The sequence below is a fragment of the Microbacterium binotii genome, from assembly GCF_021398715.1.
GTDB lineage: Bacteria > Actinomycetota > Actinomycetes > Actinomycetales > Microbacteriaceae > Microbacterium > Microbacterium binotii_A.
This window is the reverse complement of sequence record NZ_CP090347.1, coordinates 260,473-275,811: the sequence shown is the minus strand read 5'-3', so window position 1 is coordinate 275,811 and position 15,339 is coordinate 260,473. Positions and strand designations below refer to the sequence as shown.

The following is a 15,339-nucleotide window of genomic DNA, read 5'->3' as shown; positions in this document are numbered from 1 at the left end:
AGAGTCCGATTCCCCGGTCCTTGAGCGGACGAAGCGAGTCGTAACACCCGGGGAAGATGCTGATTCGCCAGCCGCGCGGGCAGCTTGGGCCGGTCAGGGGCCGGCGATGGCTCCGATACGGTTCGAATGTGCTCGCGCAAACTCTCTCGGTCCGAGAGCTCGCTGACGAGCTGAAGGTCGATCCGAAGACGATCCGGGCATGGATGCGACGCCAGAACTGGCGACACCCCGTCGAAGCTGGGAGCGCTTGGGTTCTCAGCGCTGAGCAAGCTGATCTCGTGCGCCAACACTTCAGCGGTGGCGACCAGCTAACCTCCATCCGTCCAGCCGCGTCAGCGGGGGGGCGATGATCTCGCTGCCGTATCGGTCGGTCAGTTACTCCAGCGCTACGCCGGCATCCTGGCAGAACTGCGGCTTCGGGGATTGGTGCGCACCAATAATCGCTTTCGCCGGCCCCGGCGATCGATAGACGCTCGTGCATCCGGCTCGTGAGGCGATCGTCGCCCCCCCAGCGAGCGAGTTGCCTCGCGAGGAGCATAGGAACGGGCGTGGCGAGCAGGGTGATCCCTACTCACCACGCCCCTCGACTACTGCGTCGTGATAACGAGCCGGTGGGTCGACTGTGAACCCGCCCAACGACTCAGCGGCGCGAATCCGACGTTGGCAGAGCACTTCCGGCCCTCATCGGGCGACGTGCCCGTACCGGGGTCTCCTGTGCAGACCGCCGGGCTGGGGTACGGAATCATGGAGATGATGCCGATGCCGTACGCGCCGATGGTGTTGTCATCGGGGCGAATCAGCGGCACGAAGACCGGCCCGCCACTATCACCGTTGCCTGCAGCCGGCGTTCCATCAACCTGTGTGGTCCATCGTGTCCAATAGCACTGCAAGAAGGAGATGCAGTTGTACGTGTCGGAGTTCTCGAGGGTGTTCGCACACACCAGACCAGACCGCGATCCGCTGTAGCAGACACTGTTTCCTCCGACAGGTGACACATACCCACGGATGGGCAGCACGGAGACCGCGTTGGTATAGCTTCCGTAGAAGAGCCAGGTCGACAGCGATGCGGGTTCGATGAACAGTTCGAGGTCGGTGCCGCCAGGCGCTTGGAATGTGGAGCTTCCGACGGAGTGCGATCCACCGCCCCACTTCCACTCTGCACCTTGAATATCAGTGCAATGGTCCGCGGTGATCATGTTGTATTGGCCGTCCTGGTACCGCATAACGGGATAGCCAGTCGTGCACGACCTGACCTCACCAGATGTTGGCCCCGACATGTACCCGCCCGCGGCGACCGGGGCAAGCGTTTGAACGCGGGTCGTTGTCTGCGCGCGCTCCTCTGCCTTGAATTCGACAGGCACGCCGAACAAGGTGTCCGGAGCAGCCAGGCTGCGCAGACGCGCGGTAGGCGACTCCTCGACACCAACCGTGATCGATGTCCCGTCAGCGGCCGGAGTTCCGGAGACGAACACGAGTCCCGCGGGAAGTGATTCTGGCGATGAAGCCAGTCGTTCGATCGTCGCTTCGAGTTCATCGATAGGCCGCACCGACGGGACGATCTCCCACGACTGTTCGCTAGGCAGCTCGGCTGCGATGATGCGGCCCAGCTCAGCGGAATCTCCGTAGACGTAGAACTGCACGACGTCTCTGTCGCTGTCCCAGGTCACGGTGTTGATCGAACGATCGACGTCGCCCATAACGATCTCGCTGATGGCGAGACTGGAGTCGATGTCGAGAGCCTTCATCTCCGGCAGGTCCGTAGCGATGGCGAATCCCTCGGGCACAGGCTGGGAAATTCCAACCGTCGGTAGCCCTGGTGCCGTGTCATTCGACGGCGTTGTGGACTCGGCTATCGCGGGAGATGCAGCGACCAGAGCTGCACTGGTCAGCACGATGCTGCAAGCTCCTGCGAGTATTCGTCGTTTCATGAGTTCCCCCCTCAAGATGCCTCCGCGAGCGCGGAGGTTTCCCGAGAAGCTAGCAACCCACTAGATGCAGTCGCATGAATCGTTATGCGGCCGAGACCAAGAACGCGACGACGGCGACAAGAATCCCGCTCGCCGCAACGATTGCCGCAACGCCCACCGCGACGGAGAATCTCGGCTGCGGCCGACGGGTGATGAACAGCGTCAGGACTACCGCAAGGATCAGAACGACACCTGCGCCGCCGTACGCGATGGCCGCTTGCATTCCATAGTTTGGGGGCAGCGGAGCGGGATCAACGAGTGGCCTCGCGTAGCGAAAGCCTGCGACGTAGATCAGCCCCGAGATGACGAGCGCGGTAGCAACCAGCTCGAGGACCCAGACGGACCATCGACGAGAGTTCATGGCACGACCCTACTGATGGCCAAGCCCGCAGTTGCCCAATCGTCGCTGCATCTCGTTCGGGGCGATCAATCCACGCACGCTGATAAATTTATCGGCGCATTGGGCGCTTGATAAGTTTATCGGGCCCCTGGGCAAAGCTTCTTTCGCGCCCTCCCGCAGTGCAACAGCACGGCTTCGAAGAGCCGAATATTCTCTGTCACGATCGCCTAGTCCGCCAACCCCATCGTCCCCTGCTGGCTGCGAGAATCTTGCGTATGCGTGTCCTACTCGTGGCGCGTCCAGGCGACGTAAGTCTTCTCGCTGATCTCCGTAGCGTACGAGTTGCCGGGCAGCCGGAAGTCCGCGTGCTTCTCACCTTCAGGCCCCGCAGCCTCGCTGACCTTTTCCGCATTCCGGAAGGTCGGCTCAACCGTCTCGTCGTCGCCCTTTAAACGCAAGTGCACCTTCGCGCCAATCGGAATCGCGTCGAAGCTGCTGTACTCAGATGCGCGCACTTTGGACATGAGCCAATGATGCCGGTTGTCATCGGTATGCAGGTAGATCTGCGGGCGCGAACGTCAGGATCGAGATTGGCTCCGTCGCGCCTGAGGGACCGCCGGACGGCGTTGGCTCGACCTGTGGATAACGGTGAGCCCCTGACTCGGTCGATTGCGAAACTCATGACAACGACGCAGCCAGCGTAGGGGGAGGACCTCCGGGCCGGTTTTCTGCACACGGTGGTGGATGACGCGAGACTGGACCCAAATTCCGCTTCTACCCCGCAAATTTGGAGACAGCCGCGGGTTGCACACAGCAACGAAAAGCAGCTCCGACCAGGGGTAAGCGAAGTTCTCAGTTGCCCGCGAAAACGCCTGATAGGGCTGAACTCTTAATCGTGAGGTCACGGGATCGACGCCCGTCGGAGCCACACGGACCGTCGTTACAACGGTCCCAGAAACCCTCGCCTAGCTTCTACATGGCGGGGGTTTTGCTTTTCCTTGCACGTTCCGTCGGCGCATCGCAGTTCCCCGGTCGCCCCGCGAGCGCAGCGAGACACGCGGCCTGACCGCTAACGCAGCCGCAACCCGTCCAGCAAGAGGCGGACCATCGCATTCGGCGAACCGTCCGCCGACGGCGCGCGGTGGCTGAGGTCGCCGATGGCCTGCAGCAGCTGGATCGGATCGACGCCCGGCCGCACCTCGCCCGCATCCGCTGCCGCATCCAGGAGCATGCGGATGGCCGGCCCCAGCTTCGCGACGAAGTGGGCCGGCAGTGACTCGAACGCCGGATCTCCGGATTGCAGCGCCGCCGAGAGGCCCTGCTTCGTGGCGACGAACCGAGTGAATCGCTCGACCCATTGATCGAGCGCCTCGCCCGGGGGGAGCTCGTCGAGCAGTTCTGCAGCAGCGGCGGCCGTGGCGTCGATCTCCGTCGTGAACACCGCGGCGACGAGTGCCGCGCGATGAGGGAAGTGCCGGTAGAGAGTGCCGACGCCGACGCCGGCCTCCGCGGCGATCTCGCGCGCGGGAGCATCGACGCCCGAGCGGGCGAAGACGACCCGCGCGGCAGCGAGGAGCGCGGCGGAGTTGTGGGCCGCATCCGCACGGGGGCGACGAGGCGCTGCGGCAGCCGGTTCCACGGACACGTCGGCGAGACCTCCTTGCCAAACGGAACAGTGTTCCGTATTGTGAGCGAGAGCGGAACAATGTTCCGCATTCCACAGACTAGCGGAGGAACTCATGCAGTACCGCACCCTCGGCCGCACCGGCATCAAGGTGACCCCCTACGCCCTCGGCGCCATGATGCTCGGCTCGTACGGCAACCCGGACCGGCAGGAGGGCATCCGGATCATCCACCGCGCCCTCGACGCCGGCATCAACGTCGTGGACACGGCGGATCGCTACGGCGACTCCGAAGAGGTGGTCGGCGAAGCGCTCCGCGGTCGCCGCGACGAGGTCATCCTCGCCACAAAGTTCTACGGCCCCGTCGATGACGACATCAACCATCGGGGCGCCTCCCGTCGCTGGATCATGGATGCGGTCGAGCGCTCGCTCCGCAACCTTGACACCGACTACATCGACCTCTATCAGCTCCACCGCCCCGACCCCGACACGGACATCGAGGAGACCCTCTCCGCCCTGACCGATCTGGTGCGCCAGGGCAAGGTGCGCGCCATCGGGTCCTCGTCGATGCGCGGCTCCGAGATCGTCGAGGCGCAGTGGGTCTCCGAGCGGCGCGGCTTCGAGCGCTTGCGCACGGAGCAGCCGAACTACTCGATCCTCGACAGGGAGATCGAGCGCGAGATCCTTCCCGTCGCGCAGCGGTACGGAATGGGCACGCTCGTCTACAGTCCCCTCGCCGGTGGCGCGCTGTCCGGCAAGTACCGGGCGGGCCAGGCCAACGACAACTTCCGCGCCGGCACCGGCATGCAGCACTTCCGCGACGAGCGCCGGCTGGCAACGATCGAGCAGCTCGTCGCCCTGGCGGACGAGGTCGGCCTCCCCCTCTCACACCTGGCGATGGCGTTCACTCTCGCCCACCCGGGAGTGACCTCGGCGATCATCGGACCGCGGACGATGGAGCAGCTGGAATCCACGCTCGCAGGCACGGAGGTCGCCCTGTCGGACGAGGTGCTCGACCGCATCGACGCCATCGTCGCCCCCGGGGAGAGCATCGGCGCGATGGACATGGTCTACCGCGGACCGGAGGTGGGCGACGCTGTGCTGCGCCGTAGGCCCGTGTCGGAGCGGATGGCGGGTTGAGCCGACGGATCGGCGGCTCAACGACCACGGCAGAACGACTCAGGCGGGTTCGGTCACCCGGACGAGGCCGCAGTTCAGGCACGACCACGCGACGAGGAACGCCTCGTCGTCGAGGATCTCGAACCGCAGCGCATCACCGCAGGTGGGACATACCCACGGGGGCTGTCGAGAGGTCACCCCTCGAGCGTAGATCCGCTTCCGACAGGGAGGGCCGTCGTGCGAGTCAGCCGTCGATGCCGAGTAGCTGCTTCGCGACCGCGACGGCCGGGGTGCCGCCGAAGTCGGGATCGACTCCGAGCTTCGTCTGCGTGAGCGTCACGTAGACCCCGGGCACGTTCGTGACCGTCGTCAGACTCCGGAGGTCTCCGACCGCGCGGCCCAGGTTCGCGATGCCGCCGGCGGCCTCGAGCCCCGCATCCGGCACGTACTCGAGTCCAGACAGCTCGATGATGTCCTTCGTGGGAACGTCGTCCGCGCCCATGTTGGCGTCGACGGTCGCGCCGAAGGACGCGATGACATCGGCGTTGGTGGGCGACTTCCACATGCAGCGCACGGACTCACTGTCGACGGCATCGTCCACGAGCTCCATCCCCTCGATCTGTGCGGAGACGAGCGCGCCGATGGCGGCGCACGAGGGATAGCGTGCGACGACATCCGCCACCGTGTACTCGCCGCCGCCCTGCGAGCTTCCGGCAGCCGGCTCGGACGGCTGTCCATCGCCCGCGGCCGGCTCCGATTCGGCAGGGGCCGGAGCAGCGGCGGCGCAGGATGCGAGCAGCGCGGCGCCGCATCCGAGTGCGAGGGCGGCGAAGAGTCGGGTGAGCGGGCGAGAGATCGGCACGGAGGGAGCTTACAGACGGCGCCGAACGGCCGGAGCGTTATCCACATCACCGTAGAGTGAGCCCCAACCCTCGCTCACCCATACCCCCTCGGGGTATGCTGATGACGGAACGGAGCCCACATGATTCAGCGCATCGAGTTCGGCCGCACCGAGCCCAAGGCGGCATGCGCCTGCGGCGGTCACGGCGACCACCACGCATCCGAGCCGGCAGCCGCCGACGCCCAGGAGATCCTCGTCACCGGGATGACGTGCGCGCACTGCGTATCGGCCGTCACCCAGGAGCTCACCGCCATCGAGGGGGTGACCGACGTCTCCGTCGACCTGCAGGCCGGCGGCACATCGCGTGTCACGTTCCGCGCCGCAACCCCCGTGGACCCGCAGGTGATCGCCGCCGCGATCGACGAGGCCGGTTACGCGCTGGCCTGAGCCGCGCCCTCGCGCTGCCGAGCGTCATACCCGCGCGGCGAGCGCAAGGGCGTCGTGCGGCGCCCGTCCGCGCGCGTCGTTGTCGAAGTAGACGTACACGTCGCCCGACCACCCTGAGATCCGCTCCGCCCAGGCGTCGAGCTCCGCATCCGTGTAACCGCTCGCGTACAGGTCCGTCGACCCGTGCAGGCGCGCGTAGGCGAAGGATGCGGTCTGCTCGCCGAATCCGGGCCAGGTTCCCGCAGAGTCGGCGGCGACGAGCGCCACGTCGTGCTCCCGCAGCAGGGCCGCGAGCGCCGGGGACTCGAACGAGCGGGCACGCGGCTCCAACGCGTACCGAAGGGGCCGGTCCTCGTCGATCTCGAGCCACGCTCGTCCCTCGACCCGCGCGTCGTGACGCCGGGCGAGCTCCACGGCGCCGCCCGTCGACACCGGTAGACGCGACAGGAAGTCCTCGAGCACGTCGACGTCGAACTCCTCGCGCTCCGGAAGCTGCCACAGCACAGGGCCGAGCTTCGGGCCGAGCGCCAGCACGCCCGACGCGAAGAAGTTCGCCAGCGCCTGATCGACATCGCGCAGGCGGAGCATGTGGGTGATGTAGCGCGAGCCTTTGATGGCGAAGACGAAGTCGTCCGGCACCGCATCCCGCCAGCGCTGATAGCTCGTGGGCCGCCGCAGCGAGTAGAACGATCCGTTGAGCTCGACGCTCCGCATCCGCTCGCCGACGTAGGCGAGCTCCCTTGCGTGTGCGAGCCCCTTCGGGTACAAATCGCCCCGCCACGACGGGTAGTTCCACCCCGAGATCCCCACGCGCACGTCGCGACCCATGCCACCTCCTCGCGCCCGCGACGCTACGGCGACGGATGCGGCCGGCCCACCCGATGGCGCCTCGACCCGCGCCGTGCTACCGGAGCAGTCTCGCGAGTCGATGCTCGCGCGCCCTCAGCTCACCGTCACGAGCGTGCGCTGCCAACCGGACGAGCCGTCGGGGGCGATCGGTGCGGACTCCTCGATCTGCAGCTCGCCCGCGGCGTTGATCGCACGCACCGCGATGTAGTGCGAGCCGGGAGTCGCGTCCCACTCGAGCACCCACTGCACCCAGGAGTCCTTGTTGACGGGCGAGGAGAGGGTGGCACGCTGCCACTCGCCGTTGTCGATGCTCACTTCGACCGCCGAGATGCCGACGCCCTGCGCCCACGCCATGCCGGCAATCGGCACCTTGCCCGCCGCGACCGGCTTGCCGATCTTCGGGGTGTCGACGCGCGACGAGAACTTGATGGGTGCGCGTTCGCTGTAACCGCGGGGCGTCCAGTAGGCGGTGTCGGCGGCGAAGGTCGTGACCTTCAGCTCCTCCACCCACTTCGTCGCCGACACGTAGCCATAAAGTCCGGGAACCACCATCCGCACGGGAAAACCGTGCTCGAGCGGCAGCGGCTCGCCGTTCATCGCGACCGCGAAGATGGCGTCGACACCCGGATCCGTCAGCGATTCGAGCGGGGTGGATGCGGTGAACCCGTCGACGCTGCGCGAGAGCACCATGTCGGCGCCGGACTGCACGCCGGCCGCAGCCAGCACGGTGCGCACCGGCACGCCCAGCCACCGCGCGTTGCCGACCAGGTCGCCGCCGACCTCGTTCGAGACGCACGTGAGCGTGATCACGTACTCGTCGAGCCCGAGGGCGATCAGATCGTCGAAGCTCAGCTCGACGCGCTTGTCGACCATGCCGTCGATGACGAGGCGCCACGTGTTCGGATCGACCGTAGGAACGGTCAGCGCGGTGTCGACGCGGTAGAAGTCCGCGTTGGGGGTGAAGAGGGGGGAGATCCCGTCGATGTCGAGCTCCGCGCCCTGAGGGACGGGAACCGTGGTCTTGGGTGAGGGCAGCCGGAGCGCATCGCGGATCTGCCGGATGGATGCGGTCGTCGCGTTGAGCGCGCGGGCGCCGAGGCCCACCACGACAGCGGATGCGGCGACGATGCCGGTCAGGATGAAGAACCCGCGGCGGTCCATCTGCACGTCGGACGGCGCGGACTTCGGGCGTCGTTCGGGGGACGGGGGACGCGGTGCCGAGCCGCCGGAGCGCGCATCGCGGGTCTCTTCGACAGGGCTGGTGGCCGCGGGCGCCGCAGCGGCGGCGAGCTTCCAGCGGCGCAGACGTCGGGTGAGCAGCAGGAGCATCGCGATGCCGACCGCACCACCCGCGACGCAGGCGACTCCGGCGAGAGCCCCTGCATCCGCACGCGTGACCACCGCCGCGGTCGCGAGGGCGGCGGCGATCGCGAAGAGCACGATGCCCCAGAGAGGCCGGACGGTCTCGACGACGCCGATGACGGCCGCGGCGATGACGACGGCCACCGCGAGCGAGGCCAGCAGCACCGGCTTGTCGGCCGTGCCGAACGTCGAGATCGCGAACTCCTTGAGAGGCCGCGGCACGATGTCGATGACGAACGATCCGACCGCGATCAGCGGGCTGGCGCCCCGGGAGACGAGGGCAGCGACCGCCTCGCTGACTGCGAGGAAGGCCGCCGCCGCAACGACACCGGCGAGCGAAGCCCAACCCCACGTCGTGCGTATCCGCAGTCGTGTCATGGTCGGTCTCCGCTCGCCGGTCCGGCGGTCACGCCGGAGTGTCGTCAGTGTTCAGGAATTACATGGGGGGCATCAGCACCGAGTCGATGAGGTACACGGTCGCGTTCTTGGTCTTCACGCCACCGCAGATGACCTTGGCGTCGTTGACCATGATGTTGTCACCGCTGCCGGTCACCGTCACGTCCTGACCCTCGACCGTGGTGTGCGTGCCGTCGATCGCGTCCGGGGCGATCTGGCCGGGGACCACGTGGTAGGTGAGGATCTTGGTGAGCGCCGCGCTGTCGGTCTTCAGCGAGTCGATGGTCGCGGCGTCGATCTTGCCGAAGGCCTCATCCACGGGAGCGAAGACGGTGAACTGGCTGCCGTTGAGCGTGTCGACGAGGTTCACGTCGGGGTTCAGCTGGCCGCTGACGGCCGCCACGAGGGTGGTGAGCAGGGGGTTGTTGGATGCGGCCGTCGCGACCGGGTCGAGCGACATGCCCTCGACCGAGCCTGCGCCGCTGGGAACCATCGCGGCATAGTCGGCGCAGCCGGCCCCGACGAGGTCGGATGCTGCATCCATCGTCTCGCTGGGCATCGGAGCCGCCGTCGAGGTCTCGGGCGCCATGGTGCTCTCGGACGTACCGGCAGATCCGCCCGCACAGCCGGCGAGTGCGAACCCGGCGACGGCGAGAAGGGTGAGGCCGCCGAACAGGTGCTTCTTGTTGGTGCGCATGATGTCCTCCGAATCAGAGAGTCGCTGTGTGCCGACTCGTTCAGAACACGCCCCGGTGCCGGGAGCGAGGCCGCCGCACTCTTGCGGCGTACATCATCTGTTCGGCGTGCCCCGTGAAACGGATGGGAAGAATTTCTAGCGGATGCGCACGGCCCTCCCGGAGACCACGATTCCGCCCGTCTCGGTCACGTCCACATCGAGCACGCTCGGCCGCCCCACGTGTGCGCCCTGCCGTATCCGGATGCGCCGCGGCGCGAGGCCGCGGCTGCGCAGGTATCCGCCCGTGGCCGCGGCGGCAGCACCCGTGGCGGGATCCTCGGCGACCGTGCCGACGGGGAAGATGTTGCGCGCGTGCCAGAGAGTGTCGCTCTCGGGCCAGAGCACGATGATCGTGGCGGGCCATCCGTTCTCGTCGAGCAGGCGGCGCGCGGCGCCGGGGTCGAACGTGAACGCGTCGAACACCGAACGCTCGGCGAGCACGATCAGCGGATGCCAGTTCCCGCCGTACGCGAGAGCGGGCGGATACGACGGATGCAGCGCATCCCGATCGATCCCCAGAAGAGCCATGAGCTCGTCCCGCGTCTCCGGCGTCAGCTCCGCGGCATCCGGTTCGACGCTCGTGAACGACACGAGGCGCCCCTGGTCGTCCGAACGTGTCTCGATCTCGATTCCGCCCACCGCGGTCTCGAACACGAATCGACCGTCGCCCTCGCGCTCCGCGAGCGCCGCGGCCGTGGCGACCGTCGCGTGCCCGCAGAAGGGCACTTCGGCGATCGGAGAGAAGTAGCGGATCCGGCGGGTACCGTCCTCATCGGTGGTCGCGAACGCGGACTCGGCGTACCCGAGGTCGGCAGCGGTGCGTTGCATCCGCTCGTCGCTCCACCCCTCGGCGGCGCGCACGACTCCGGCCGGGTTGCCGCCCGCGGGGTCGTCGGAGAAGGCGGTCCAGTGCTCGATCTCACTCACGGTGCCACGCTACCCACGCACCGGCGCGCCGGCTCCGGTCCACCCGGCTCTGCGTGGACCGGTCGGGCGTCAGCCCTTCAGGTCGGGGAAGTCGCTCTCGCGGAACTCGGAGCCGATGCGCTCGGACCCGGCCGCCTCCTCGCGCTCGCGCAGCTCGACGCGGCGGATCTTGCCGGAGATCGTCTTGGGCAGCTCGAAGAACTCGACGCGGCGCACTCTCATGTACGGCGGCATGTGCTCGCGCGCGTGCGCGAGGATGCTGCGCGCGGTCGCCGCATCCGGCTCCACCCCCGCGGCGAGCGCGACGTAGGCCTTGACGACGTTCAGTCGCACCGCATCCGGAGCTCCGACGACGCCGGCCTCGGCGACGGCCGCGTGCTCGAGCAGGATCGACTCCACCTCGAACGGCGACACCTTGAAGTCGCTGGCCTTGAACACGTCGTCCGTGCGCCCGACGAAGGTCAGGAAGCCGTCGGCGTCGCGGACGGCGACATCGCTCGTGTGGTAGTACCCGTCGTGTTCGACCTTGGCGGTGCGCTCGGGCTCGCCGATGTAGCCGGGCGTGAGGTTCAGCGGCCGCACCGGCGCCGTGGGCAGGCAGATCTCCCCCTCGTCGGCGACCTCGCCCGTGACCGGGTCCAGCAGCACGATCTCGACGCCGGGAAGCGCGCGTCCCATGGATCCGGGCTTGAGCGCGACGCCCGGGGTGTTGCCGATGACGGCCGTCAGCTCGGTCTGCCCGTAGCCGTCGCGGATCTGGATGCCCCACCAGCGCTCGATCGTGGCGATCACCTCGGGGTTGAGCGGTTCACCGGCCGACAGCAGCTCGCGAAGCGCCCGCGGCTTGTGCTCGAGATCGGCCTGGATGAGCATTCGCCACACGGTCGGCGGTGCGCAGAACGTGTGGACCCCCGCGCGGTCGAGCTCGCCGGCGAGCGCCACCGCGTCGAAACGGCGGTAGTTGTAGACGAACACTGTCGCCTCGGCGATCCACGGCGAGAAGAACAGACTCCAGGCGTGCTTGCCCCAGCCGGGCGCGCTGATCGTCATGTGCACGTCGCCGGGGCGCACACCGATCCAGTACATCGTGCTGAGGTGGCCCACCGGATACGAGACGTGGGTGTGCTCGACCATCTTCGGGCGCGAGGTCGTGCCGGAGGTGAAGTACACGATCGCCGTGTCGGTGGAGTCCACGACGACCCCGGGGCGCTCGTCGGATGCGGCGTCCGCATCCGTGAACGAAGCCCAGCCCTCCCGGTCTCCGCCGACGACGACCCGCACGAGCCCGGGGTCGAGGGCGTCGAACTTCTCCGCATCCGCCGCATCCGCGATCACGACCCGCACGCCTGCACGATCGATGCGCTCGGCCAGATCGTCGGGTCCGAGCACGACCGAGGTCGGCAGGATGACGGCGCCCAGCTTCATGATCGCGAGCATCGCCTCCCAGAGCTCGACCCGGTTGTCGAGCATCAGCATCACGGCGTCACCGCGGCGCACGCCCTTCTCGCGCAGCCAGTTCGCGACGCGGTCGGAGCGCACCCGCATCTCGTCATAGGTACGCGATTCCTCGGTGCCGTCTTCCTCGAGCACCCGCAAGGCGAGCCGGTCGTTGCCGAGAGCGATCTCGTCGAACCAGTCGACGGCCCAGTTGAAGTGGTCTCCGACGTCGGGCCAGACGAACCCGGCGCGCGCGGCCTCGATGTCGTGGGAGTGGGCGAGCAGGAAGTCCCTGGCCTCGCGGAATGCGCGGCCGGCAGCGGAGTGGAGCATCGTGTCTTCGTTCTCGACGGGGAGAGGATGCGGCGCTCGCGAGCGGGCTCTGGCGCCGTCCGGTCAGTCTAGAACCGCGTATGTGCGGGCCGCGGCATCCGTTCCCGGGCTCGCCCGATAGCATCGGTGCGGTCGTCGCCGCCAAGGGGAGCCGACCGCACGGCACCGGGGGATTCATGGAGACGACCAGACGACAGCAACGCGGACGCCGCTCGGTGCTGCGCCGCCGCAGAGCACTCGTCACGGCCATCGGCGTCCTCGCCGTGGTCCTGATCGCCCTCGGTGTCGTGGCCGTCGTGCGCGCAACGACCTCGACAGCGTCACCGGCTGCCCAATCGACAGCCCCACCGACGCCGACGCCCACTCCCACCCCCACCCCGCTCACCGCGAGCCAGCAACTGCTCGCCGACAGCGATGACCCTGCCGCGTGCGCCGTGAGCTTCGCCGGCGACGCCATCACCGAACCGCCGCAGCTTCAGTCGCAGGGCGCTCTCTACGATTCCCTGCCGATCCCGCGCCGGGACGGCGCGGTCTTCGCGGGCTGGTACGCCGGTCCCGCCGACGCACAGGCCTTCACGATCGCGGCGCGCGTGAACGGCGCTGACGTCGTGACCTGCGCCGACGACGAGATCACGCTGTACGGCGCGTGGAAGAGCCCCGACGAGGTCGCGAGTGAGGACGTCGGCGTCCCGATCCTCATGTATCACCAGTTCACCACCCGGCCCGAGGGCGAAGACGGCTGGCTGAAGGGCAACTACGCGTACATCAACGACTTCGACGCGCACATGGCCTACATCGCCGAGAAGCAGTTCTACCTGCCCACCTGGGACGAGCTGAGCGCCTTCATCGACGGTCAGCTCTACCTGCCCCACCAATCCGTGATCGTCACCGACGACGACGCGGACCAGACCTGGCTGGATCTGGCCGTTCCCGTGGTCGAGAAGTACGGCGTGCTGACGACCTCGTTCGTGATCACCGGAGCGCGGCAGGCGCCGTCACCGGGCCTCCACGTGCTGCAGCGCTCGCACACCCACGACATGCACACGGCAGGCGACAACGGCAAAGGCCGGATGGTCAACTACTCGGTCGACCAGATCGTCGCCGACATGAACGCCTCGGCCGCGGTCCTCGGCGTGAAGCAAGTCATGGCCTACCCCTACGGCCACTACAACGACACGGCCAAAGAGGGCCTGCGCCAGGCCGGCTACGAGATGGCCCGCACCATCGAACCCGGCTACGTGCACGCCGGCACCGACAAGCTGGCTCTGCCCACCGTGCGGATCAACTACGGGATGGGCCTGCAGGACCTCATCAACCTGATCGGCTGATCCGGCGGATCAGATCTCCCCGGGTGAGATCGCCTGACGGTCGATCTCCTCGACGAAGTAGCGGGCGCGCGAGGGCGCCGGGCGCGGCGACGAGGCGCGGCGGGGTGCGTAGACGACGAGCGAGTGGAACAGGAAGCGCACCACGAAGGCGGCCACGAGGGTCACCGCGGTGGCGATGACCACCGAGATGTGCCACGTGGAGATCATCAGCGTCGTGATCGGGATGCGGATCAGCAGCTCGACGTTGTTGAACGAGAACGACTTCGCGAACCTGCTGCCGATCCCGGACGCCTGCTCCCGCATGTCCTGGAACACGAACCGCTCCTGCAGCAGGAAGTTCGCGATGATCGTCGTCTCCGCGGCGATGATCATCGCGGCGAGGTCGGTGACACCGGCGTGCGAGAGCAGCCACACGATGGCGACGTTGGCCACCGCGCCCAGCGCACCGATGAGCGCGAAGGCGGACATCTTGCCGAAGCGGAGCATGGCGAGCTGCGCGAGGAACGAGATGCCCTGCGAGAACGAGGCCTTCGAGGCACCCGCGAAGCGGTCGGCGAACGCGAACGGAATCTCGGCGACGCGCAGCGAACGACGCGCGAGGATCTCGAGCAGGATCTTGAAGCCGCGCGGGCGCAGCTGGTCGAGATCGATGGCACGGCGGTCCACGAGGAAGAACCCGGTCATGGGGTCGGTGACCTCGCGCAGGCGGATCGGGAACATCGCCTTCGTCACGGCGGTGGACCCGCGCGAGACGATCACGCGCGACCGATCGGCGAGACCGCCCGCCGTGCCGTCTGCGGTGTAGCGCGACGCCACCACCACATCGACGTCGCCGTGCAGGTAGCGCCCGACGAGACGGGCGATGTCCTCCGGCGGGTGCTGAAGGTCGCCGTCCATGACGATGCAGACGTCGCTGGGGGCGGCATCCAGACCGGCGACGACGGCTCCGCTCAGACCCCCCACGGGGTCGTCGCGGTGGATGAGGCGAACGGGGATGCTGGCGGTGGCCGCCACGCGTCGGATGACGTCGGGCGTCTCGTCCGTACTGTCGTCGACGAAAAGGATGTCGACGCCGAAGCCCTTCGCGGTTGCGGCGACCCGACGCACGAGCTCCGCCACATTGGGCGCCTCGTTGAACGTGGGGACGATGACCGTGACCTGCATGTGCACCGCCTGATGGAAGCTGTGAACGCCCGAGTGCGGGCGACATTCCTCATCCTGGCACGCTCCGGTTGTCAATTCCCTGGGGTTGAGCTTGCGCATAGGAATCCGCTAGCCAACTCGTAACCACCCGATCACGGGCTGTTTACCCGTACCCTGGAATCCATGAGCGAAACGGGATCCGGCATCACGATGTTCGGCGCCGAGTGGTGCCGCGACTGCCGCCGCACGAAGGCTCAGCTCGACGAGCTGGGCGTGGAATACACCTACGTCGACCTCGAGGCCGACCCCGCCGCGGCGGAGGTGGCCCGGGAGATCTCCGGGCGCACCAACATCCCGGTCGTGGTCTACCCCGACGCGACCCACCACGTCGAGCCGTCCAACGCGGACGTCGACGCGAAGCTGCGCGAGCTGTCGATCATCTGAGCGGCACCCCGCCTCTGAACGGGATGCCGGCGCCGCAGAGCGTGGGAC

At 67.8% G+C, this 15,339-nt stretch carries 16 protein-coding genes; 4 read left to right on the top strand and 12 right to left on the bottom strand.

Translation table 11 applies throughout. The features are described 5' to 3' along the window. Positions 1-587: 587 nt before the first annotated feature. The 4 genes from LXM64_RS01370 to LXM64_RS01355 all read right to left on the bottom strand — a co-directional run bounded on the left by LXM64_RS01370 (position 588) and on the right by LXM64_RS01355 (position 3,952). Entirely contained in the window at positions 588-1,928 is a 1,341-nt protein-coding gene (locus LXM64_RS01370) for a S1 family peptidase (protein ID WP_234074311.1), read from the bottom strand. 82 nt (positions 1,929-2,010) lie between these two features. Then, a complete protein-coding gene (locus LXM64_RS01365) occupies positions 2,011-2,328 on the bottom strand; it encodes a hypothetical protein (RefSeq protein ID WP_234074310.1) in 318 nt (105 codons plus the stop codon). A 263-nt stretch (positions 2,329-2,591) separates the two neighbouring features. Continuing rightward, positions 2,592-2,831 carry a hypothetical protein gene (locus tag LXM64_RS01360; protein ID WP_234074309.1) on the bottom strand — a complete coding sequence of 80 codons (240 nt, stop codon included), beginning with the start codon at positions 2,829-2,831 and terminating at the stop codon, positions 2,592-2,594. Between the two features lie 545 nt (positions 2,832-3,376). Continuing rightward, positions 3,377-3,952, bottom strand: coding sequence for a TetR/AcrR family transcriptional regulator (locus LXM64_RS01355; RefSeq protein WP_234074308.1), 576 nt, complete (start codon positions 3,950-3,952; stop codon positions 3,377-3,379). A gap of 94 nt (positions 3,953-4,046) precedes the next feature. On the opposite strand from LXM64_RS01355, the gene LXM64_RS01350 reads away from it, so the two are divergent. After that, a complete protein-coding gene (locus tag LXM64_RS01350) occupies positions 4,047-5,069 on the top strand; it encodes an aldo/keto reductase (RefSeq protein ID WP_234074307.1) in 1,023 nt (340 codons plus the stop codon). Positions 5,070-5,108: 39 nt separating this feature from the next. On the opposite strand, the gene LXM64_RS01345 is transcribed toward LXM64_RS01350, so the two are convergent. Both LXM64_RS01345 and LXM64_RS01340 read right to left on the bottom strand, forming a co-directional pair. Beyond that, complete coding sequence (locus LXM64_RS01345) at positions 5,109-5,246, bottom strand: hypothetical protein (protein WP_192900640.1); 138 nt, start codon at positions 5,244-5,246, stop codon at positions 5,109-5,111. Positions 5,247-5,292: 46 nt separating this feature from the next. Further along, the gene (locus LXM64_RS01340; protein ID WP_234074306.1) at positions 5,293-5,910 is read right to left on the bottom strand and encodes a hypothetical protein; all 618 of its coding nucleotides are present in this window, start codon (positions 5,908-5,910) and stop codon (positions 5,293-5,295) included. Between the two features lie 120 nt (positions 5,911-6,030). Here LXM64_RS01340 and LXM64_RS01335 point away from each other — a divergent pair, with 120 nt between their 5' ends. Next, positions 6,031-6,336, top strand: a complete 306-nt coding sequence (locus LXM64_RS01335) for a heavy-metal-associated domain-containing protein (RefSeq protein WP_234074305.1) — start codon at positions 6,031-6,033, stop codon at positions 6,334-6,336. Between the two features lie 24 nt (positions 6,337-6,360). On the opposite strand, the gene LXM64_RS01330 is transcribed toward LXM64_RS01335, so the two are convergent. From LXM64_RS01330 to LXM64_RS01310, 5 genes are all read right to left on the bottom strand, one after another. Continuing rightward, entirely contained in the window at positions 6,361-7,164 is an 804-nt protein-coding gene (locus LXM64_RS01330; RefSeq protein ID WP_234074304.1) for a DUF72 domain-containing protein, read from the bottom strand. A gap of 114 nt (positions 7,165-7,278) precedes the next feature. After that, complete coding sequence (locus LXM64_RS01325; RefSeq protein ID WP_234074303.1) at positions 7,279-8,925, bottom strand: molybdopterin-dependent oxidoreductase; 1,647 nt, start codon at positions 8,923-8,925, stop codon at positions 7,279-7,281. Between the two features lie 58 nt (positions 8,926-8,983). Next, positions 8,984-9,640, bottom strand: coding sequence for a fasciclin domain-containing protein (locus LXM64_RS01320; RefSeq protein ID WP_137418283.1), 657 nt, complete (start codon positions 9,638-9,640; stop codon positions 8,984-8,986). A 135-nt stretch (positions 9,641-9,775) separates the two neighbouring features. After that, positions 9,776-10,606 carry a PhzF family phenazine biosynthesis protein gene (locus tag LXM64_RS01315; RefSeq protein ID WP_234074302.1) on the bottom strand — a complete coding sequence of 277 codons (831 nt, stop codon included), beginning with the start codon at positions 10,604-10,606 and terminating at the stop codon, positions 9,776-9,778. Positions 10,607-10,675: 69 nt separating this feature from the next. Beyond that, entirely contained in the window at positions 10,676-12,376 is a 1,701-nt protein-coding gene (locus LXM64_RS01310; protein WP_234074301.1) for an AMP-binding protein, read from the bottom strand. 176 nt (positions 12,377-12,552) lie between these two features. On the opposite strand from LXM64_RS01310, the gene LXM64_RS01305 reads away from it, so the two are divergent. Next, positions 12,553-13,704, top strand: coding sequence for a polysaccharide deacetylase family protein (locus LXM64_RS01305; protein WP_234074300.1), 1,152 nt, complete (start codon positions 12,553-12,555; stop codon positions 13,702-13,704). A gap of 9 nt (positions 13,705-13,713) precedes the next feature. Here LXM64_RS01305 and LXM64_RS01300 read toward each other — a convergent pair whose 3' ends face one another. After that, positions 13,714-14,868: a glycosyltransferase gene (locus tag LXM64_RS01300; protein WP_234074299.1), complete on the bottom strand. Its 1,155-nt coding sequence runs from the start codon at positions 14,866-14,868 to the stop codon at positions 13,714-13,716. Between the two features lie 162 nt (positions 14,869-15,030). Here LXM64_RS01300 and LXM64_RS01295 point away from each other — a divergent pair, with 162 nt between their 5' ends. Further along, on the top strand, positions 15,031-15,291 hold the full coding sequence (locus LXM64_RS01295; RefSeq protein ID WP_137418288.1) for a glutaredoxin family protein: 261 nt from the start codon (positions 15,031-15,033) through the stop codon (positions 15,289-15,291). Positions 15,292-15,339: the final 48 nt, after the last annotated feature.